Consider the following 20,009-nt stretch of genomic DNA (forward strand, 5'->3'; position numbering starts at 1 on the left):
GCTCCGTGTTGCACGTGCACCGCTCCGAGCGTGCCGACGCGCTCGTCGAGCCGCTCGCGCGCCTCCTGGCCGACCCGCTGGACGACCCGTTCGCGGCCGACGTCGTCGCCGTCCCCACCCGTGGTGTGGAGCGCTGGCTCGCGCAGCGGCTGTCCCACCACCTCGGCGTACCGGCCGACGGGTCCCCCGGCGCGCCCGACGGCACGTCCGGGGTGTGCGCGAACGTCGACTTCCGGGGGCCGCGACGGCTCGTCGAGCAGGTGGTCGCCGACCTCACCGGCGTGGAGCCCGAGGACGACCCGTGGCGGCCCGACCGCCTCGCCTGGTCGGTGCTCGAGGTGCTCGACGCCCATCTCGGCGAGCCGTGGGCGGCGCCGCTCGCACGCTACGTCGGCGATCCCGGCGACGAGGTCCGCAGGGGCCGTCGCCTCACGCTCGCGCGTCGCGTGGCAGACCTCCTCGTCGACTACGCGCGGCAGCGTCCCGACGTCGTGCTCGCGTGGTCGGCGGGCGTCGACGCGCCGGCCCCCGGACCGCGGAGGACGCGGGCCGTGGACGTGCCCGACGACCTCGCGTGGCAGCCCGAGCTGTGGCGGCGTCTGCTCGCCCGCGTGCCCGGCACGGACCCGGCCCGCCGTGTCGAGGACGCGGTCGTCGCGCTGCACGCCGACCCGGCGGCGGTCGACATGCCGCCGCGACTGTCCGTCTTCGGCCCCACGCGGCTGCCGGAGGACGAGCTGCGGGTGCTGCGCGCCCTCGCCGAGCACCGCGACGTCCACCTGTGGCTCGTGCACCCCTCCCCCGCCCTGTGGGAGAAGGTCGCCGGCCACGACGACGGCGGGACCCTGCGCGCCGACGTGCCGACGTTCGCCCGGCACCCGCTGCTCGCGTCCACCGCGCGCGACGCCGTGGAGCTGCAGCTTCGCCTGGCCGGCGCGGAAGCGACCCACCACACGACGACCTCGCCCCCGCGCACCCTGCTCGGCGCCCTGCAGTCGGCCCTCCGCGCGGACTCCCCGGACGGTGCGCACGTCCTGGACCCCGCCGACCGGTCGGTGCAGGTGCTGTCGTGCCACGGCCGCGCGCGGCAGGTCGAGGTCCTGCGGGAGACGCTCGTCGGGCTCTTCGCCGCCGACCCCACGCTGCAGGCGCGCGACGTCATCGTGCTCTGCCCCGACGTGGAGACGTTCGCCCCGCTCGTCACCGCGACGTTCGGCGCGGTGCCGGAGCTCGGCGACGACGCCCACCCGGGCCAGCGCCTGCGCGTCAGCCTCGCGGACCGGGGTGCGGGCACGACGAACCCGGCCCTCGCGCTGCTCGCGACGCTGCTGCGCCTCGCGGACGGGCGCGTCACGGCGTCGGAGGTGCTCGACCTCGCGGCGAGCGACCCGGTGCGCCGCCGCTTCCGGTTCTCGGACGACGACGTCGACCGGCTGCGCCAGTGGGCCGTCGAGGCGGGCGTGCACTGGGGCGAGGACGGCGAGCGTCGCGCGCGCTTCGGGATCGACCCGCACGTGCGGCAGGGCACGTGGGACGCCGCGCTCGACCGCATCCTGCTCGGCGCCGCGATGGCGGACGAGGGCGCCCGGTTCGTCGGTCCGGCGCTTCCGCTCGACGACGTCGGCTCGACCGACGTGGACCTGGCCGGGCGCCTCGCCGAGCTCGTCGCCCGGGTGACCCACGTCCTGGACGGCCTCGACGGCGTCCACCCGCTCGGGCACTGGCTCGACACGCTCGACCGGGCGCTGACGCTGCTCGCGGAAGCGCCACCGACGGAGACGTGGCAGATCGGCGCGGCCCGTCGCGCTCTCGGCGACGTGCGCGCCGCCGGGTCGGACCACGGCGACGTCCCGCTGCGGCTCGCGGATGTGCGCGCGGTGCTCGCCGACCGGCTCGCGGGACGACCCACCCGGGCCGGCTTCCGGACCGGAGCGCTCACGGTGTGCTCGCTCGAGCCGATGCGCTCCGTGCCGCACCGCGTCGTGTGCCTGCTCGGCCTGGACGACGGCGCGTTCCCCCGCGTCGGCGCCGCCGCGGGCGACGACCTGCTGGCGCGCCACCCCGAGATCGGTGAGCGCGACCCGCGCAGCGAGGACCGGCAGATCTTCCTCGACGCCGTCGCTGCGGCGGGCGACCACCTCGTCGTCGTGCACACCGGCGCCGACGAGCGCACGGGCGCTCCGCGGCCGCCGGCCGTCCCGGTCGCGGAGCTCCTCGACGCCCTCGGCCGCGTGGCGACGACACCCGGCGGCGGACCGGTGCGCGAGCACGTCGTGGTCCGGCACCCGCTGCAGACCGTCGACGCGCGCAACTTCACGCCCGGCGCGCTCGGCGTGCCCAGGGCGTTCAGCCACGACCGCGCGGCGTTCGCCGGCGCGCGCACCGCGCGGGGCGAGCGTCAGACGGTCGGAACGCTGGTCAGCGTGCCGCTCGCCCTCCCCTCCGCGGACCGCGGTGCGCCGGGCGACGTGGCGCCGGGTGCTCGCGACGTCGAGCTCGACGACCTCGTGCGCCTGCTCGAGAACGCGCCGCGGTGGTTCGCCCAGACGACGCTCGACGTGGGGCTCGTCGTGGACGAGGACGACGTCGACGACCGCCTGCCGCTCGCGCTCACGGGGTTGTCCGGATGGGGCGTCGGCGACCGCGTGCTGCGTGCCGCGCTGGCGGGAGTCGAACCCGGCCGGGCCATGCAGGCCGAGTGGCGGCGTGGCCAGGTCCCGCCGCGCGAGCTCGGCCGCACCGCGCTGCAGGAGGTGGCACAGGCCGTCGGCCCGCTGCGGCTGGTCTCCGTCGAGGCCGCGCGCGAGGCGGACGCGGCGGCAGGGCGTCCCCCGAGCCCGGACGTGCTGCGGTCCGGCGAGACGGTGGACGTCCGTGCCGTGCTGCCGGACGGCCGCACTCTCGTCGGGACCGTGCCCGGGGTGCACGGCCGCCGCGTGGTCCGCACCGAGTACTCGCGGCTCGGCCCCAAGCACCGCCTGCGCGCCTGGGTGCAGGCCCTCGCCCTCGCGGCGAGCAGCCCCGGGCACGCGTGGGACGCCGTGACGGTCGGGCGGTCGCCCCGCGGTCCCGGGGTCGCCTGGTCCACCATCACCCCTCCGGAGGCGGACGCCGCGGCGACGCTCCTCGGCGAGCTCGTCGCGCTGCGCGACGAGGCGGCCCGCGAGCCCCTGCCGCTGCTGCCCGAGGTGTCGTTGAAGTACGCCGAGGAGCGGCGCACCACCGACGCGCGCGACGCCCTGATGCGCGCCGGCTGGCTGTGGAACAAGGGGTTCGAGCGCAAGGACCCGTACGTCGTGCTCGCCTGGGGTCGCGACCCGCAGCTGGCCGACGTCGCCGGTCAGGCGTCGACGGCGGACCTGGGCAGGTTCCCCGACGACCCGTCCCGGCTCGGCGCCCTGTCACGCCGCGTGTGGGAGCCCTTGCTGGAGAACGAGCTGCGAGGTGCCCGATGATCGGCCCGACGTCCGCCCCGCTGCCGACGACGCCATCGACGACACCGCCCACGCCCGTGACCACGAGCGCGACGAGGTCCGGCGGCGCGCCCCGACGCTTCGACCCCTTCGCCAGCCTCCCCGACGGGACCGTCGTCCTCGAGGCGAGCGCCGGCACGGGGAAGACGCACACCATCGCGACCCTCACGACGCGGTACGTCGCCGAGGGCGTCGCGACGCTGCCCGAGATCATGCTCGTCACGTTCGGCCGTGCGGCGACGTCCGAGCTCCGTGACCGCGTCCGCGAGCGCCTCGTCGCCACGGAGCGCGCCCTGCGCGAACCGGACCCGGCGAAGGACCCGGACCCGCTCGTGGGGTTCCTCGGGGCGGTCGACCCCGCCGAGCTCGACCGTCGCCGCGACCGCCTGCGCGTCGCGCTGTCCCAGCTCGACGCCGCGACCATCACGACCACCCACGGGTTCTGCCAGCAGATGCTGTCCGCCCTCGGCACGGCCGCGGACGTCGACCTCGCCACGGGCTTCCTCCCCGACGTCTCCGACCTCGTCGAGGAGGTCACGGACGACCTGTACGTGCGGCTCTTCGCCGACCAGGCCGAGCCACCGCTCGCCCCGCGGGGCGTGTCCGACGTCGCGCGCGCCGCGGTGAGCGACCACGGCGCCGTCCTCGCCCCGGGCGACGCCGCCACGGGCTCGGTGGCGGCCGTGCGGTACGAGGTCGCCGTCGCCGCGCGGCGTGAGGTCGAGGCGCGCAAGCGCGCGATGCACCTGCTCGACTACGACGACCTCCTCGTGCTCCTGCGCCGCGCGCTGACGGACCCCGAGCACGGCGAGACGGCGGCCGAGCGAGTCCGCAGCCGGTACCGCGTCGTCATGGTCGACGAGTTCCAGGACACGGACCCCGACCAGTGGGAGATCCTGCGCACCGCGTTCCACGGGCACCGCACGCTCGTGCTCATCGGGGACCCGAAGCAGGCGATCTACGCGTTCCGTGGGGCGGACGTCGTGACGTACCTGAGCGCCGTCGAGGTCGCGGAGGACGTCGCGACCCTGAGCACGAGCTGGCGCAGCGACGGTCCGCTCCTCGCCGGGCTCCACGCCCTCCTGGGCGAGACCGCGCTGGGTGACCCGCGCATCGTCGTGCGGCCGGTCGACGCCGCGAACCCGCAGGCCCGCCTCGCCGGCGGCGCGCCGGTCCGGCTGCGGCAGGTCACCCGCCGCGCCTACCGGCTCGGCGGGTCGTCCGCGCCGTCCGCCCCCGACGCGCGGTCCCTCCTCGCGAAGGACGTGGCGGCCGACGTCGCGGGGCGGCTCGGGACCGCGACCGGAGGTGACCGTGTGCTCGACGGCGTCGATCCTTCCGACGGTTCCGAGCACTGGCGCGGGCTCGAGCCGCGCGACGTCGCGGTGCTCACGAGGACGAACGCGCAGGCGGAGGCGGTCCGGTCCGCGCTCGTGGCGCTCGGGGTCCCCGCCGTCGTGTCCGGGCCGTCGAGCGTGTTCGGCTCCGCGGCGGCCCAGGACTGGCTCACGCTGCTCGCCGCCCTCGAGCAGCCAGGTCTGCACCGCCGCGCGACGGCGCTCGCGCTCACGCCCTTCGTCGGCTGGGACGCGCAACGGCTCGCGACGGCCGACGACACCGACCACGACGAGCTCGGCGACACGGTGCGCGCGTGGGCGCGGTTGCTCGCCGACCGCGGGGTGGCCGCCGTCGCGGAGGTCGCCGCGCGGCGGGGAACGACGCAGCGGGTCATGGCCCGTACCGACGGCGAGCGCTACCTCACGGACCTGCGGCACGTCACGCAGGCGCTGCACGAGGCCGCCACCACCGAGGGCCTGGGGACGGCGGCGCTCACCGCGTGGCTGCGCAGCAGGATCGCCGAGGTCGGCACGGTGTTCACCGACGAGCGGACCCGGCGCCTCGAGACGGACGCCGCCGCCGTCCAGGTCGTCACCGTGCACGCCGCCAAGGGCCTCGAGTTCGGCGTGGTCTACGTCCCGTTCGGCTGGGAGCGGTTCGAGCCCGACGACCAGGAGCTCTTCGCGTTCCACGACGACCACGGTCAGCGCGTGCTGCACGTGGGCGGCATCGGTTCGCCCGGGTTCGTGGACGCCCGGACGCGCTCGCGCGACGAGGAGCTGGGCGAGGATCTGCGCCTGCTCTACGTCGCGCTCACGCGGGCGCGCCACCAGGTGGTGGTGCACTGGACGCCGTCGAAGCGCAGCACCGGCTCCGGCCCGCTGACGCGCCTGCTGCTCGCCGACCGGCTGCTCGGTGGCGAGCCGGGTCGTCACGCGCGGCCCGACGCGATGCGCGACGACGCGGTGCGCGCCGCGTTCGAGGCCGTCGCCGCGCGCTCGGGCGGGACGGTCGTCGTCGAGCAGGTGGACTCGCGCCCGAAGGGCCGGCCGTGGTCGCCGGCGCAACGCCCCGAGACGGAGCTGGAGGTCGCGACGGCCGGTCACCTGCCCGACCGTGAGTGGCGGCGCGCGTCCTACTCCGCGCTCACCGCCGCCGCGCACCACGGTCCTGTCGGTGGGGTCGAGTCGGAGCCGGAGGACCCCGGGGTGCAGGACGAGCCGGAGGACGTCCCCGACGACGACGCGCAGGACGCCGCTCCGGCCGCGACACCCGATGCCGCGCCGGGTGCCGACGTCCCGTCACCGTTCGAGGGCCAGCCCGGCGGGACCGCGTTCGGCACTCTCGTGCACGAGATCCTCGAGTACGTGGACACCGCGGCCGACGACCTGGACGCGGAGGTGCTGGCCCGGTGCGCCCAGGCGGCGACCGTCCGCGTGCCAGGGGTCGAGCCCGTCGCGCTCGCCACGGCGCTCGGGCTCGCTCTGCGCACCCCGCTCGGGCCGCTCGCCGGGGGGCTCACGCTCGCCGAGGTGCATCCGCGCGACCGCCTGCCCGAGCTCGAGTTCGAGCTGCCGCTCGCGGGGGGCGACCTCACGGAGGGCATCCGCCCGTCGACGCTGCGCGACCTCGCCGCCGTCCTGCGCGCCCACCTCGCCCCGGACGACCCGTTCGTCCGCTACCCCGACCTGCTGGCCGCGCTCGCCGACGAGTCCGGGACGGTGTCCGACGGCGTGCCGCTGCGCGGCTACCTCACGGGCTCGATCGACGCGGTGCTCCGCGTGCCGGGACCGGACGGGCGGCTCCGCTACCTCGTCGTCGACTACAAGACGAACCGCGTCGGCCCGCCCGGTCTGCCGCTCACCGTCGCCGACTACCGGCCCGAGGCGACGCGCGACGCGATGCTCGCCTCGCACTACCCGCTCCAGCTCGTGCTCTACCTCGTGGCGCTCCACCGCTACCTGCGCTGGCGGCTGCCCGGCTACGACCCGGACCAGGACCTCGCGGGCGGTGCCTACCTGTTCGTGCGCGGCATGGCCGGGCCGGGAACGCCGACAGGTCCCGACGGCGCCCCGTACGGGGTCGTCGCGTGGACGCCGCCGCCCGGGCTCGTCGTCGCCCTGTCCGCCCTGCTCGACGGAGTCCGCGCATGACCGCTACCGCAACGCCGGTCCCGCTGCCGGACGAGGGCGACCCGCGCCTCGCCGTCGGCGTCCCGGCCTGGCTCGCGCGGTTCAACGCGGCCCGTGTGGTCTCGGCGACCGACCTGCGCGTCGCGCTACGGCTCGGCCGCCTGACGGGCGAGCACGACGACCAGGTGCTGCTCGCCGTCGCGCTCGCCGTGCGCGCGGTCCGCAACGGGTCGGTGTGCGTGCGCCTCGACGACCCGTCCCTCCGGCTCCCCGAGGACGAGGAGGCGGCGGGAGCCGAGGCCGCGCACCTGCCGTGGCCCGACGACGCGGCCTGGGCCGAGGCGGTCGCGCGCAGCCCGCTCGTCGCAGCGGGGGTGGGCGCGCCCGACGACCGTCCGGCGCGCTGGGTCGGCGGGCTGCTCTACCTCGACCGGTACTGGCGCGACGAGCTCGCGGTGCGCCGCGACGTCGACGGCCGGCTGGCCGCGGACGACCTCCCCGTGGACGACGCCCGCCTGGACGTCGCCCTGGCCCGCCTGTTCCCGTCGGGACGCGACGCCCGCCAGCGCCTCGCCGCGGCGCACGCCGCCCACCGCCGTCTCACCGTCCTGACGGGTGGTCCCGGCACCGGCAAGACGACGACCGTCGCACGCCTTCTCGCCGTCCTGCACGACGCCGCCGTCCCGGCCGGACAGCCGGCCGACGGCCAACCGGCCGGACAGCAGGCCGGTGGTCCGGTGGACGGGTCGGTCGGCGGGCCGACCGAGAGCACCGTGCTCCGGGTCGCGCTCGCCGCCCCGACGGGCAAGGCCGCCGCCCGCCTGCAGGAGGCGGTGCGCGACGTCGTGTCCCGCTTCGACGACCCGGTCGACCGCGAGCGCGTCGGGTCACCGGTCGCCTCGACGCTGCACCGCCTGCTCGGCTACCGGCCGGGCAGCACCACGCGGTTCCGGCACGACGCGCACCACCACCTGCCGCACGACGTGGTCGTCGTCGACGAGACGTCGATGGTCGCGCTGCCGCTCATGGCGCGGCTGCTCGAGGCGCTGCGGCCCGACGCGCGGCTCGTCCTCGTCGGTGACCCGGACCAGCTCGCGTCCGTGGAGGCGGGTGCGGTGCTCGGCGACCTGGTGAACCGGCCACAGGTCGCCGCCCACCCCGCCGCCGCAGCGGTCCGCGCCGTCGCCGACGACGCCCTCGCCGACGCTCCTGCGCCCGCCGAGGGCGAGGTGGACGACCGCTCGGCCCTGGGCAACGGTGTCGTCCGCCTGCGCACCGTCCACCGGCAGGAGAGCGGCTCGGCGATCCTTCCGCTCGCCGAGGCGATCCGGCGCGGGGAGGCGGACACGGTCCTCGAGCTGCTGCGCGCGGGCGACGCCTCCGTGGAGTTCTTCGAGTCTTCCGACGGCGAGCCGGACGACGCCGCGCTCTCCGCCGTCCGGGCCGACGCCGTCGCCGCCGGCACACGGCTGGTCGCCGCGGCGCGCGACGGCGACCCCACCGGTGCCCTCTCGGCTCTCGCGCAGCACCGCGTCATGGTCGCGCACCGCCGGGGACCCGCCGGCCGCACCCGCTGGGCGGCGCAGGTCGAGGCGTGGGTCGAGGAGGCCACCGAGCGCCCCGCGACGGACACGCCGTGGGTCGCCGGCCGGCCGCTGCTCGTCACGACCAACGCCCCGGACGTCGGCCTCTACAACGGCGACACCGGCGTCCTCGTCGCCGACGGGGACGGCGTCGTGGCGGTGTTCGGCGACCCGGGCGCCCCCGTGCGCGTCCGCACCCATCGCCTGCCCCCGGTCGAGAGCGTGCACGCGATGACCGTCCACCGCGCGCAGGGCAGCCAGTTCCGCCGCGTCACGCTCCTCCTGCCTCCCGAGACCTCTCCGCTGCTCACGCGCGAGCTGCTCTACACGGCGGTCACCCGCGCCCAGGACGCCGTGCGCGTGGTGGGGAGCGAGGCTGCGGTGCGCGCCGCCGTCGGGCACGCGGTGCGCCGGGCGAGCGGGCTGCGGGAGCCGCTCGGGACCGGCTGAAAGCCCTGGAGCGTGGGTGGCGGGCGTGCGACGATACGGCGTCGTCCGAGGACGGGCCCGTCCCTGACCCTCGGCTCCCACCTGGAGGTCCCGTGCCGAAGAACGTCACCCTCATCCGTTCACGCGAACTGTCCGACGTCGCCGAGTACGCCTACGCCGCCACCGTCGCGGCCGACGCGAGGCTGGTCTTCCTCGCCGGCTCGTGCCCGCTCGACGCGGACGGACGGACCGTCGCGCCCGGCGACCACGCCGGCCAGGCCGCGCGCTGCGTCGAGAACATGGTCGTCGCGCTCGCGGCGGCCGGCGCCACCCTCCAGGACGTCGTGAGCACGCGGGTCCTCGTCGCGTCGTCGCGACAGGCCGACCTCGTCGCCGCGTGGGAGGTCGTGCGCGACGCGTTCGGCGACCACGACGTCCCGAGCACGCTGCTCGGCGTCACGGTGCTCGGCTACGACGACCAGCTCGTCGAGGTCGAGGCGGTCGCGGCCGTCCGGGACTGACGCACGCGGACGTCCGCCGGCATCATCGAGGCGCGAGACCGGGCCACCTCGTCACACGAAGCCCGGGTACTCCCACGGCTCGACGTCGAACAGCGCACGCGACGCCGGGTTGCCCTGGACGAGCGCGTCCACCACGTGCTGGTGCAGCACCTCGGCGCCGCTGCGCGTGAACGACGAGCTGAACAGGCCACCGGGCTCGACGCGCGTCGAGTACATGAGCGGCATGCGGCCCTCGGAGCGGTCGTAGCCGACCCAGCGCGTGAACACCGACCAGCCCGCGACCACGTCCAGCCCGACGACCGACCGGTCGTCCCCGCGCAGCTCGTGCCAGGTCTGCTCGTCGATCGGCATGCCGTCGAAGTCGTAGTACAGCACCACGTCGGCGTGGAAGTTGATCTCGTCGTCCACGGCCGCTCCCCTCGCCCCAGGGTCGTCGTCCCCCAATGCGGTCGCCACGTCGTCGCGACCACCGCACCGCCTTGTGCAGCCGATGATGCCGCTCCCGGTCCGATACCGCCATCCGGCGCGCGCACGGCCCGAGGACGGCGGGAATGCGCGTCCGGTGCGCCGGGGTTGTCCCTCGTGATGAGCACCTCGCCCGACGCCGCGGCGTCCCCCAGCCCTCGCCTGTCCGTCCTCGACCTCGTGCCCGTGCGCACGGGCCAGACGAGCCCCCAGGCGGTCCACGCCTCGCTCGACCTCGTCCGTCTCGCGGACCGGCTCGGGCTCGAGCGCTACTGGTTCGCCGAGCACCACAACATGGCCGCGGTCGCTGCGTCGACTCCCCCGGTGATGATCGCGGCGGCCGCGTCGGCGACGGAGCGGATCCGGGTCGGCTCGGGCGGCGTCATGCTGCCGAACCACGCGCCGCTCGTCGTCGCGGAGCAGTTCGCGGCGCTCGAGGCGATCGCCCCGGGGCGCGTGGACCTGGGGCTCGGGCGCGCGCCGGGCTCGGACCCCGTGGTGACCCAGCTCCTGCGCATCACCGGACCGACGGCCGACGTCGACCGCTTCCCGCAGCACGTGACGGACATCCTCGCCCTCATGAGCCCGCAGGGCGCGCAGCTCCGGCTCACGAGCGGCCAGGTGTACGACGTCCACGCGACCCCGGCCGCCGAGAGCACGCCCACCGTCTGGCTCCTCGGGTCGAGCGACTACTCCGCCCGGCTCGCCGCCGAGCTCGGCCTGCCGTACGTGTTCGCGAACCACTTCTCGGGTCAGGGGATCGACGAGGTCCTCGCGCTCTACCGCGAGGGCTACCGCGCGAGCGAGGCCCACCCGGAGCCGCGCACGTTCCTCACCGCGAACGTCGTCGTCGCCGAGACTGCGGAGGAGGCCCACGCCCGCGCGCTGCCGCAGCTGCGGATGATGGCGCGCCTGCGGTCCGGTCAGGCGCTCTCGGCGCTGGAGACCGTCGAGGAGGCGCTCGCGACGCCGCTCGACGCGCTGTCCGAGCAGACCATCGAGGCGATGCGGTCGCGCTGGATCATCGGGACGCCCGACGACGCGGCGGCGGAGCTCCGCCGGCTCGCCGACCGTCACGGCGTGGACGAGGTCATGGTCGTCCCCGTCGCGGCGTCGCGCGCGGACGAGCCGCTCGACGCGACCCCGGGCCGCACCCGCACGCTCGAGCTCCTCGTCGGTGCCCTCGGGTAGCGTCGCCGCCATGACGACGAAGCTCGACGACGCGTCCTGGCACTCCGACGGCGAGGGGTTCCCGCCCGAGACCGGCCCCGAGGCGGGAGCCACGCACATCGGGGTGTTCCTCGCGTGGGCCGTGCTCGGCGGGCACGTCTCCGACGACCTGGAGGAAGAGGCCGCCGAGGAGCTCGCCGCGCTGCGCGCCCGCGAGCTCACCGGTGGCCGGTTCGTCCACGAGTCGTGCGACGGGAAGCTCGTCACCGACGACCTCGCCCCCGACGCCGCCGCGTTCGCCCTCGCGTACTACGCCGGGGACGACGAGGACGAGGACGACGGCGGCCTCTACCTCGAGGACTACGTGGACTCCGTCAGCCCGGGCGACGGCGAGCCCGAGGACGTCTACCGCGTGCCGGACACGTGGGAGACGTACGACCTCGTCGGCCCGCTGATCGAGGCGCGGTTCTCGCAGTGGCAGGACGAGGGCCGGCCCGCTGTCCTGCGTCAGCGCGCCTGACCGGGCGTCGTCATGATGCAGCCCTTCCTCGCCGACCGGTGATGGACTAGACTGACTTAGTCCGCCTGGTCCAGTCTCGTTCTCGGCGCGGAGGCACCATGAAGACCGTCAACGTCCACGAGGCGAAGACCCACCTGTCGCGCCTGCTCGCCGAGGTCGAGGCAGGCGAGGAGATCGTCATCGCCCGCGCCGGGAAGCCGGTGGCTCGCCTCACGGCGGCTTCGCCCGCCACACCTGCGGAACGGCGGCTCGGGTTCTTCCGGGGCCGCACCACGGTCCCTGACGACTTCGCCACGTGGGGGCAGGACGAGATCGTCGCGATGTTCGAGGGGACCGAGTGAGGATCCTGCTGGACACGCATCTGCTGCTGTGGGCGGGCGACGAGGTAGACCGCCTGCCACGCGGGGCTCGCGACCTTCTGGCCGACCCGGACGTCGAGCCGTGGTTCAGCGCGGCCAGCATCTGGGAGATCAGCATCAAGCACGCCCGGAGACGGGCGGACTTCAGCGTCGAGCCCGGCCCATTCCGTCAGGCACTCCTCGGAGCAGGCTTCGTCGAGCTCGCCGTGACGGGTGCCCACGCCGCCGCCGTCGCCGCACTCCCACCGGTCCACCGCGACCCGATCGACCGGTTGCTCGTCGCACAGGCGGTCAGCGAAGGCGTCCAGCTCCTGACGCACGACGCCGTTCTCGGCCGTTACCCCGGCCCGATCCGGGTCGTCTGAGATGACCGCACACCGACCCGTCACCCGGATCGCCTCCGCCGTGCGCGCCGACAACCCTGGACCCATGACGCTCGACGGCACGCGCTCGTACGTCCTGCGCGCGCCCGGTGCCGACGCGTGCGTCGTCGTGGACCCTGGGCCCGACGACGCGGCGCACCTCGACGCGCTCGTCGCGGCCGGGCCGGTGGCCCTCGTCCTCGTGACCCACCGCCACGCCGACCACACCGCGGGATCGGCCCGTCTGCACGCCCTGACGGGCGCACCCGTCCGGGCAGCCGATCCCGTGCACTGCCACGGCGGCCCGCCGCTCGTGGACGGCGAGACGATCGACGTCGCCGGTGTGCGCATCGCCGTGCTCGCCACGCCGGGCCACACCGCAGACTCCGTCTGCCTGGTCCTGCCCGACGACGGCCCGGTCATCACCGAGGCCGAGGCACCCGGGCACGACGCACGCGGGCACGACGCACGCGCGGACGCGGCCACCGAGGCCGGGGCACCGTCGGGCACGGTGCTCACGGGTGCCACGGTCCTCACGGGTGACACGATCCTCGGGCAGGGCACGACCGTCATCGCCGAGCCGGACGGGTCGCTCGGCCGCTACCTCGCGAGCCTGGACCGGCTGGGCGCGCTCGTCGTGGACCGGCGCGTCATCGGGCTCCCGGGTCACGGCCCGGTGATCGACGACCTCGGTGAGCGGGTGCGCGCGTACCGGGCCCACCGGCTCGAACGGCTCGCGCAGGTGCGGGCCGCGCTCGCGACGCTCGGCCTCGCGCCGGGCGACGAGTTCGCGGCCGAGCGCGTGACCGCGCACGTCTACGCGGACGTCGACCCGTCCGTGCTCGGAGCGGCCCGGCAGAGCGTCCTGGCGCAGCTCGCGTTCCTCGCCGAGGTGGACCGGCGCGCACGCCCACCGCGCCGCGGGCCGTCGGGAGTGCGGCAGCGCGACACCTGAGTGTCCGAGGCGCGAGGCACGATGGGGGCATGACGACACCTCGGCTCGGCATCGCCTACGTCCCCACCCACCCTCCGGAGACGCTGCGCGCGCTCGCGACGGGCGCGGAGGCCGCCGGCCTCGACGACCTGTGGGTGTGGGAGGACTGCTTCAAGCAGAGCGGTCTCGCGTCCGCGGCGGCGACGCTCGCCTGGACGGACCGCGTGCGCGTCGGGCTCGGGCTCATGCCCGCGCCGCTGCGGAGCACGGCGATCACCGCGATGGAGGTCGCGAACCTCGGGCGCATGTTCCCCGGCCGCTTCGTCGCGGGGGTCGGGCACGGCGTCCAGGAGTGGATGGGGCAGGCGGGCGTCCGGGTGTCGTCGCCGCTGACGCTCCTGCGCGAGCACACCGTCGCCCTGCGCGCCCTGCTCGCGGGCGAGGAGGTCACGACGTCGGGCCGGTACGTGACGCTGGACCGCGTGCGTCTCGACTGGCCGCCGACCGAGCCGGTCCCGCTGTGGCTCGGCGGAGTCGGTCCGCGGTCGGTCGCGCTCGCGGGCGAGCTCGGCGACGGACTGATCCTCGCCAACGCGTTCACGCCCGCCGAGGTCCGCGAGACGGTGGACGCCGTCCGGGCTGCGGCGCGAGACGCGGGGCGCCCGGACCCTGACGTGCACGCGACCCTCATCGCGGCGACGGGCCCCGGCGCGCAGGAGCGGGTCGACCGCGAGGTGCCGACGTGGGGCCGGGAGGCAGGGATCGGCATCGGGGCGGGCGGCGACGCGCGCGCGATCGCCGACGGCGTGCTCGCCCTCGCGGGCGCCGGGGCGACCGCCGTCGCGGTGCAGCCCACCGCCGACGAACCGGACCTCGACGCGTTCGTCCGGTTCCTCGGCGAGGAGGTCCGGCCGCTCGTCGTCGCGGGCTGAGGACCGGCTGGCCTCAGCGCCCGGTGTGCGCCAGTGCCCGACGCCGCTCGCGCACCCCGTGCACGACGGCGGCCGTCGCGCACACGAGCGCCACCAGGGCGACGGCGAGGAGGAGACGCGAGGGGAAGGCGGCGTAGAGGTCGGTCACCTCGGCCACCGGGATGCCCCAGTCCGTCACGATCTCCCGGGCCTCGGTCGCGAGACCCCCGACACGACCCGGCACGAGCGCGACGGCTCCGAGGACCCAGCCAAGCAGCTCCCCGAGCAGTGCGGGCACGGAGTAGGCACTGGTCAGAGAGGGGATCACGCGGACCACCCTATCGGCTCGCCGGAGGACGAACCAGGGCAAAGCTCAGCCCGCACGCGCCCGGTCGCGACGGACTTCACGGGCGGACGATCAGTGCAGCGTCATGGCGAAGCACAGCGCGATGCCGTTGTCACCGCGGTCGAACGGCGGGTAGGGCAGCACGGCGCGGAAGCCGAGGGATCGGTAGAGCGTGATCGCGCTCGGCTGCCGGATGCCGGTCTCCAGGAGCAGCGCCGTCGCACCACGACGGCGCGCCTCGCGCTCGACCTCCGCCATGAGCAGCCGGGCGACACCGGCACCACGAGCCGTCTCGCGGACGAAGACCTTCTTCACCTCGAGCGCCTCCGCGTGGCGGTCGGGCGCACCGGCCGTCGCGCGCTGCAGCGACGCGCAGCCGAGCGGTTCGTCGCCGCGCCAGGCGACGAACGTCGCGACGGAAGCGGCGCCGAGACGGGCGTCCACGGCGTCGAACCCGCCCGCGGCCTCCAGCCCGGCGAACAGCTCCGGGTTGAGGACCGCCGACGACGTGTCGTGCATCTCGCGGCGCAGCGCGGACGCGTCGGGGTCGTCCCACGGCACCGCTCGCACCTCGATCCCGGCGCGCTCATCCGGGCGGGCAGCACGTCGGTCGTACCCACGGGTACCGAGGCCTCGCGGCCCGAGCGTTCCGGTGCGCGCGACGTCACCAGACGATCGCCGTCGCGCCGTGGCCCGGTCACCGTCCGGCGCTCCGTCGAGGTCGAGCGCGAAGCACCGGGAGAGCGGGTCACCGGCGTAGTGGCCGTAGGACTCGGTGGGGAGGTAGCCGAGGTCGAGGTAGAGGTCGATCGACTCCGGCTGCCGCGTGCCGGTCTCGAGCACGAGGCGCCGCAGGCCGAGCGCGGCGGCGCGCTCGTGCATCGCATCCATCGCGGTCCGTGCGTGCCCGCGCCCCCGGTGCTGGGGCAGGACGAAGAGGCGCTTCACCTCGCCGGTCGACGGCGCGTGGTGGCCGCCGCGACCATCGGGCGCCCCGGAGACGTCGCGCAGCGCGACGCACGCCACGGGCTCCGTCCCGTCACGCACGACGAGCGCCGCGAGGAGCTCCGCTGCGTCGAAGGCACCGCTGTCGGGCTCGCCGTAGCGTTCCGCGAGCTCGGCCTGCTGGCGCGCGAACAGGGCGAGCGCGTCGGCGTCGTCCCCGGGTACCGGGACCACGGTGACGCCCGCCGACCCGACGGCCGACGCGCCGTCGGCCGTGCGAGCGACGACGCTCACGCGTGGACGAGCGCGCTCAGCACCGAGGTGAAGAAGCCGAGCCCGTCCGTGCCCGCGCGCGGGCCGGCCTCCGAGGCCGGACCGAAGCCGGCCTCGACGGCGTGCTCCGGGTGCGGCATGAGACCCACCACGTTGCCTGCGGCGTTCGAGATGCCCGCGATGTTGCGGCGCGAACCGTTCGGGTTCCAGCCGTCGTAGCGGAACACGACGCGACCCTCGGCCTCGAGCTCGTCGAGCGTGCGGTCGTCGGCGACGAACTGCCCGTCCTGGTTCTTCAGCGGGATCGTGATGCGCTGGCCGGCGGAGTAGTCGCGCGTCCACGCGGTGTCCGCGTTCTCGACGACGAGGACCTGCTCGCGGCAGACGAAGTGCAGGTGGTCGTTCTTGATCATCGAACCCGGCAGCAGGTGGGCCTCGGTGAGGACCTGGAAGCCGTTGCAGATGCCGAGCACCGGGAGCCCGCCCTGCGCGGCGTCCACGAGGGTCTCCATCACGGGCGCGAAGCGGCTGATCGCCCCGGCACGCAGGTAGTCGCCGTAGGAGAAGCCGCCCGGGAGGACGACCGCGTCGACGTCGTGCAGGTCGGCGTCCGCGTGCCAGAGCGCGACGGGCTCGCCGCCGGCGAGGCGGACGGCGCGCGCCGCGTCGCGGTCGTCGAGCGTGCCGGGGAAGGTGACGACGCCGACCCGCGCCGTCGCGAGGGAGGTGGCCCCGGTCATCAGGCGAGCCCCTCGGAGGCGATCGTGCCGGCCGCGTCGGTCGCGGCGTCGGCAACGCGGACGACGTCCTCGATCACGGGGTTGGAGAGCACCGTCGCGGCGGCCTCCTGCGCGGCGGCGAGGACCTCGGGCGTGACGTCGCCCTCGACCTCGAGCTCGAACCGCTTGCCCTGACGGACCGACGTGAACTGGGTGAAGCCGAGGCGCGGCAGCGCCCCGACGACGGCCTTGCCTTGCGGGTCCAGGATCTCGGGCTTGGGCATGACCTCGACGACGACGCGTCCCACGGGTGCTCCTTGGCGAAGAGTTCGGGAGGGCCGGGGCTCCGGGATCCCGGTCACGGGCGCGTGCTGCACGTGGCGGCACGTCACGGCGTGAGCGAGCGGGAGCCGACGGCGGGATTCCGCGGTCAGTCTACCCGCGCGCCGGGCGCGACCAGGTCGCCGTCCACGGTCACGGGAAGACGTCCAGGGCCGACCGACGCAAGCCGCACGGCGACCCGTGTCGGCCACGGCCGCGTCGGCGGACCGCCACCGCGACGGCGCCCGGCGAGGCGTTGTCAGAGGCTGCCGCTAGCATCGAACACGTGTTCGAGACGCACGCTCGACCACGCGTGCGAGGGCGGGGTCCTGCCCCTTCCCCGCCTTCGCACGCCTCACGACGCCAGCGGACGGAGACCGGTCATGGCCGCACCACCACTCCCCCCGACCAGCGACCTCGCGACGACGGGCCGCCCCTCGGTGCGGACGGTCGCCGCGGTCCTCGCACGGGACGTCACGTGCACGTTCCCGGGGTGCGCCGTGCCGGCGTTCCGGTGCGACCTCGACCACGTGGTCGCCCCACGGCCCGGCGACGAGTCCGCGCACGCGGCGGACAACCTCGTCGCGCTGTGCCGGCACCACCACGTGGTGCGTGCCCGCGACGGGTGGCGTCCCACCCTCCTCCACGACGGCACGGTCCGGTGGACGGCGCCGAGCGGGCACACCTACGTCCGCGCGGGAGCACGGACGGCGTGAACGCCTCAGGCCAGCGACGAGCCCGTGAGCCGCTCGTAGGCCTCGAGGTACCGGTCGCGAGTGCGGGCCACGACGTCCGCGGGCAGCGGCGGGGGCGGCGCGTCGGCCGAGCGGTCCCAGCCAGACTCCGGCGAGGTGAGCCAGTCGCGCACGTACTGCTTGTCGAAGCTGGGCTGGGCACGGCCGGGCTCCCACTGGTCCGCGGGCCAGAACCGCGACGAGTCGGGCGTGAGCACCTCGTCGCCGAGCACGGTCGCGCCCGTGGTCGGGTCCACCCCGAACTCCAGCTTGGTGTCCGCGAGGATCACACCGCGCTCGCGCGCGATCTCGTCCGCCCGCGCGTACACCGCGAGGGTGAGGCCGCGCAGCCGCGTCGCGTCCTCGACGCCGATCTGCTCCGCGACCACCTCGAACGACACGTTCTCGTCGTGCTCCCCGACGGCGGCCTTCGTAGCGGGGGTGAAGATCGGCTCGGGCAGGCGCGAGCCGTCGACCAGGCCGTCGGGCAGCGGCACACCGCACACGGCGCTGCCGGCTCGGTACTCGACGAGGCCCGAGCCCGTGAGGTAGCCACGCGCGACGCACTCCACCGGGAACATGTCGAGCCGGCGGCAGATCATCGCGCGGCCAGCGACGACGTCGGGCACGAGCCCGTCGCCCGGCTCGGCCGACACCTCGGTCGACACGACGTGGTTCGGCACGAGGTCGGCCAGCTGCTCGAACCACCACAGGCTGAGCTGCGTGAGCACGACGCCCTTGTCCGGGATGCCCGGCGACAGCACGTGGTCGTACGCGCTGACCCGGTCGCTCGCCACGACGAGGACCACGTCGCCGAGCGGGTGCACCCCGCCGACGGCGGGCAGGTCCGGCTCGTAGAGGTCCCGGACCTTGCCCGAGTAGACGTGGCGCCAGCCCGGCAGCTCGAGCGTGGCGGTGTCGAACGCGTCGGCCTCGCCGAGCGAGAGCGGCGGCGTGTGGTCCCGTGGCGTGTCAGTCACGGGCCCTAGTTTCGCACCATGCACTTCACGCCCTCCGCCGCGTCCGCGCCCGAGCCTGCCGACGACCTCGCCGGCGACGAGCGGACCGCCGACTTCCTGGACACGTTCTCGACGTTCATGGCCGTGGTGAACGAGCGCAGCCAGCGACAGCAGGCCGGATCCGCTCCCTCGGTCGCGTCCGTGCTGCGCGAGCACCTCGGTGCCGACCCGCGCGGCCTGGCCGTGGTCTCCGAGACCGTCTCCTCGCTCCGCCAGGTCGACGCGGACGTGGCGCTCGAGGTCGTGATGGCCCGGCACGGCGGCGGACGGCTCGTCGGCGTCGGTGGTGGCGAGCAGCGCATGCACATGTCGTTCTCGGAGATCGTCGAGCACTCGGCTCTGTGGCAGCAGTTCCCCGTCGGAGCGGTCGACTACGCGCGCGCGGCGACCGGACCGGACTCCGACCGGCGGACCGTCGCCTTCGGCCTGCACCTCTTCACGCACGCGAGCACCCCGGTCGCCGTGCTCCAGCGTGCGGGCAGCCCTCGGCACGGGAACGAGGCAGCCCTGGAGGTCATGTGCCAGGGCGAGGACGCGGCGCTCGAGCTCCTCGCCGAACTGCGTACCGCCATGGTGGAGCACAGCGTGCTGCGCGGGCAGGTCGTCACCTTCACGACGTCCGACTTCGGCCCCACGGCAGGGGGTCTCACGTTCCTGCGACGCGACCGGGTCCCCGCGTCGGACGTCGTGCTCCCCGAGGGCACGCTCGGCCGCATCGAGCGTCAGGTCGTCGGGGTCGCCCGTCACCGGGAGGCGCTGCGGGCGGCAGGTCAGCACCTCAAGCGGGGCGTCCTGCTGTACGGACCGCCCGGCACCGGCAAGACGCACACCGTGCGCCACCTCGTCGGCGAGAGCCCCGGCACCACCGTGCTGCTGCTCGCCGGAGGGGCGCTGCAGCTCGTGCGGCTCGCCGCCGAGACCGCGCGCGCGATGCAGCCCGCGATCATCGTCCTCGAGGACTGCGACCTCATCGCGGAGGACCGGTCGTTCCACGGCGGACCCCAGCCGTTGCTCTTCGAGGTGCTCGACGCGATGGACGGCCTCGGGAACGACGCCGACGTCGCGTTCCTGCTCACCACCAACCGCGCCGACCTCCTCGAGCGCGCCCTCGCGCAACGCCCCGGGCGCGTGGACCTCGCCGTCGAGATCCCGCTCCCGGACCAGGACGCGCGACGACGTCTCTTCGAGCTCTACCGAGGAGGGTTGCCGTTCGCGCCCGCGACCCTCGACGCCGCGGCGGAAGGCACCGACGGCGTCACCGCCTCGTTCGTCAAGGAGGTGATCCGGCGCGCGGTGCTCCGTGCGGCCGAGGCGGGCCGCGGCCCGACGGACGACGATCTCCTGACCGCCGTCCACGAGATGACCGAGGACGAGGAGCGCATCACCCGGTCGCTCCTCGGCTCGTCGCCCGACGCCGAGCAGTGGCCCGACGTCGACGAGGAGTGACGTCCCTCG

The 20,009-nt window shown here is 75.5% G+C and carries 18 protein-coding genes; 12 read left to right on the plus strand and 6 right to left on the minus strand.

The window, feature by feature from the left end; all coding sequences use genetic code 11:
* The first annotated feature begins 5 nt into the window (after positions 1-5).
* The 4 genes from recC (at position 6) to ACZCLJ_RS10495 (ending at position 9,476) form a co-directional block, all read left to right on the plus strand.
* The gene (gene recC / locus ACZCLJ_RS10480) at positions 6-3,455 is read left to right on the plus strand and encodes an exodeoxyribonuclease V subunit gamma (protein WP_463103631.1); all 3,450 of its coding nucleotides are present in this window, start codon (positions 6-8) and stop codon (positions 3,453-3,455) included.
* Positions 3,452-6,964: a UvrD-helicase domain-containing protein gene (locus ACZCLJ_RS10485; RefSeq protein ID WP_463103632.1), complete on the plus strand. Its 3,513-nt coding sequence runs from the start codon at positions 3,452-3,454 to the stop codon at positions 6,962-6,964. Before recC ends, ACZCLJ_RS10485 begins: the two co-directional genes overlap by 4 nt.
* A complete protein-coding gene (recD, locus tag ACZCLJ_RS10490) occupies positions 6,961-8,976 on the plus strand; it encodes an exodeoxyribonuclease V subunit alpha (RefSeq protein ID WP_463103633.1) in 2,016 nt (671 codons plus the stop codon). The genes ACZCLJ_RS10485 and recD overlap by 4 nt, the downstream gene beginning before the upstream one ends.
* Before the next feature lie 92 nt (positions 8,977-9,068).
* Positions 9,069-9,476, plus strand: coding sequence for a RidA family protein (locus ACZCLJ_RS10495; protein ID WP_463103634.1), 408 nt, complete (start codon positions 9,069-9,071; stop codon positions 9,474-9,476).
* Between the two features lie 51 nt (positions 9,477-9,527).
* On the opposite strand, the gene ACZCLJ_RS10500 is transcribed toward ACZCLJ_RS10495, so the two are convergent.
* Positions 9,528-9,884, minus strand: a complete 357-nt coding sequence (locus tag ACZCLJ_RS10500) for a hypothetical protein (protein ID WP_251152592.1) — start codon at positions 9,882-9,884, stop codon at positions 9,528-9,530.
* A gap of 177 nt (positions 9,885-10,061) precedes the next feature.
* Between ACZCLJ_RS10500 and ACZCLJ_RS10505 the strand changes: the two genes are divergently transcribed.
* The 6 genes from ACZCLJ_RS10505 (at position 10,062) to ACZCLJ_RS10530 (ending at position 14,218) form a co-directional block, all read left to right on the plus strand.
* Complete coding sequence (locus ACZCLJ_RS10505; RefSeq protein ID WP_463103635.1) at positions 10,062-11,132, plus strand: LLM class flavin-dependent oxidoreductase; 1,071 nt, start codon at positions 10,062-10,064, stop codon at positions 11,130-11,132.
* 10 nt (positions 11,133-11,142) lie between these two features.
* Positions 11,143-11,631, plus strand: a complete 489-nt coding sequence (locus ACZCLJ_RS10510) for a DUF7832 domain-containing protein (protein WP_463103636.1) — start codon at positions 11,143-11,145, stop codon at positions 11,629-11,631.
* A gap of 98 nt (positions 11,632-11,729) precedes the next feature.
* Complete coding sequence (locus tag ACZCLJ_RS10515) at positions 11,730-11,972, plus strand: type II toxin-antitoxin system Phd/YefM family antitoxin (RefSeq protein ID WP_463103637.1); 243 nt, start codon at positions 11,730-11,732, stop codon at positions 11,970-11,972.
* Positions 11,969-12,355 (plus strand): type II toxin-antitoxin system VapC family toxin, encoded by a 387-nt coding sequence (locus ACZCLJ_RS10520; protein WP_251152596.1) that lies wholly within the window; start codon positions 11,969-11,971, stop codon positions 12,353-12,355. Before ACZCLJ_RS10515 ends, ACZCLJ_RS10520 begins: the two co-directional genes overlap by 4 nt.
* 1 nt (position 12,356) lies before the next feature.
* Positions 12,357-13,307: an MBL fold metallo-hydrolase gene (locus tag ACZCLJ_RS10525; protein ID WP_463103638.1), complete on the plus strand. Its 951-nt coding sequence runs from the start codon at positions 12,357-12,359 to the stop codon at positions 13,305-13,307.
* Positions 13,308-13,336: 29 nt separating this feature from the next.
* Positions 13,337-14,218 carry an LLM class flavin-dependent oxidoreductase gene (locus tag ACZCLJ_RS10530; RefSeq protein WP_463103639.1) on the plus strand — a complete coding sequence of 294 codons (882 nt, stop codon included), beginning with the start codon at positions 13,337-13,339 and terminating at the stop codon, positions 14,216-14,218.
* Positions 14,219-14,231: 13 nt separating this feature from the next.
* Here ACZCLJ_RS10530 and ACZCLJ_RS10535 read toward each other — a convergent pair whose 3' ends face one another.
* The 4 genes from ACZCLJ_RS10535 to purS form a co-directional block, all read right to left on the minus strand.
* Positions 14,232-14,525, minus strand: coding sequence for a hypothetical protein (locus ACZCLJ_RS10535; RefSeq protein ID WP_251152599.1), 294 nt, complete (start codon positions 14,523-14,525; stop codon positions 14,232-14,234).
* 90 nt (positions 14,526-14,615) lie between these two features.
* Positions 14,616-15,782, minus strand: a complete 1,167-nt coding sequence (locus tag ACZCLJ_RS10540; RefSeq protein WP_463103640.1) for a GNAT family N-acetyltransferase — start codon at positions 15,780-15,782, stop codon at positions 14,616-14,618.
* Positions 15,779-16,501 (minus strand): phosphoribosylformylglycinamidine synthase subunit PurQ, encoded by a 723-nt coding sequence (purQ, locus tag ACZCLJ_RS10545; protein WP_251152601.1) that lies wholly within the window; start codon positions 16,499-16,501, stop codon positions 15,779-15,781. The genes ACZCLJ_RS10540 and purQ overlap by 4 nt, the downstream gene beginning before the upstream one ends.
* A complete protein-coding gene (gene purS, locus ACZCLJ_RS10550; RefSeq protein ID WP_251152602.1) occupies positions 16,501-16,788 on the minus strand; it encodes a phosphoribosylformylglycinamidine synthase subunit PurS in 288 nt (95 codons plus the stop codon). The genes purQ and purS overlap by 1 nt, the downstream gene beginning before the upstream one ends.
* A gap of 396 nt (positions 16,789-17,184) precedes the next feature.
* Between purS and ACZCLJ_RS10555 the strand changes: the two genes are divergently transcribed.
* Positions 17,185-17,517 (plus strand): HNH endonuclease signature motif containing protein, encoded by a 333-nt coding sequence (locus ACZCLJ_RS10555; RefSeq protein ID WP_463103641.1) that lies wholly within the window; start codon positions 17,185-17,187, stop codon positions 17,515-17,517.
* 5 nt (positions 17,518-17,522) lie between these two features.
* Here the strand turns inward: ACZCLJ_RS10555 and ACZCLJ_RS10560 are convergent, their stop codons facing one another.
* Positions 17,523-18,515: a phosphoribosylaminoimidazolesuccinocarboxamide synthase gene (locus ACZCLJ_RS10560; RefSeq protein WP_463103642.1), complete on the minus strand. Its 993-nt coding sequence runs from the start codon at positions 18,513-18,515 to the stop codon at positions 17,523-17,525.
* 18 nt (positions 18,516-18,533) lie between these two features.
* On the opposite strand from ACZCLJ_RS10560, the gene ACZCLJ_RS10565 reads away from it, so the two are divergent.
* The gene (locus ACZCLJ_RS10565) at positions 18,534-20,000 is read left to right on the plus strand and encodes an AAA family ATPase (RefSeq protein ID WP_463103643.1); all 1,467 of its coding nucleotides are present in this window, start codon (positions 18,534-18,536) and stop codon (positions 19,998-20,000) included.
* Positions 20,001-20,009 lie beyond the last annotated feature (9 nt).

The organism is Cellulosimicrobium sp. So1_17, assembly GCF_055181235.1.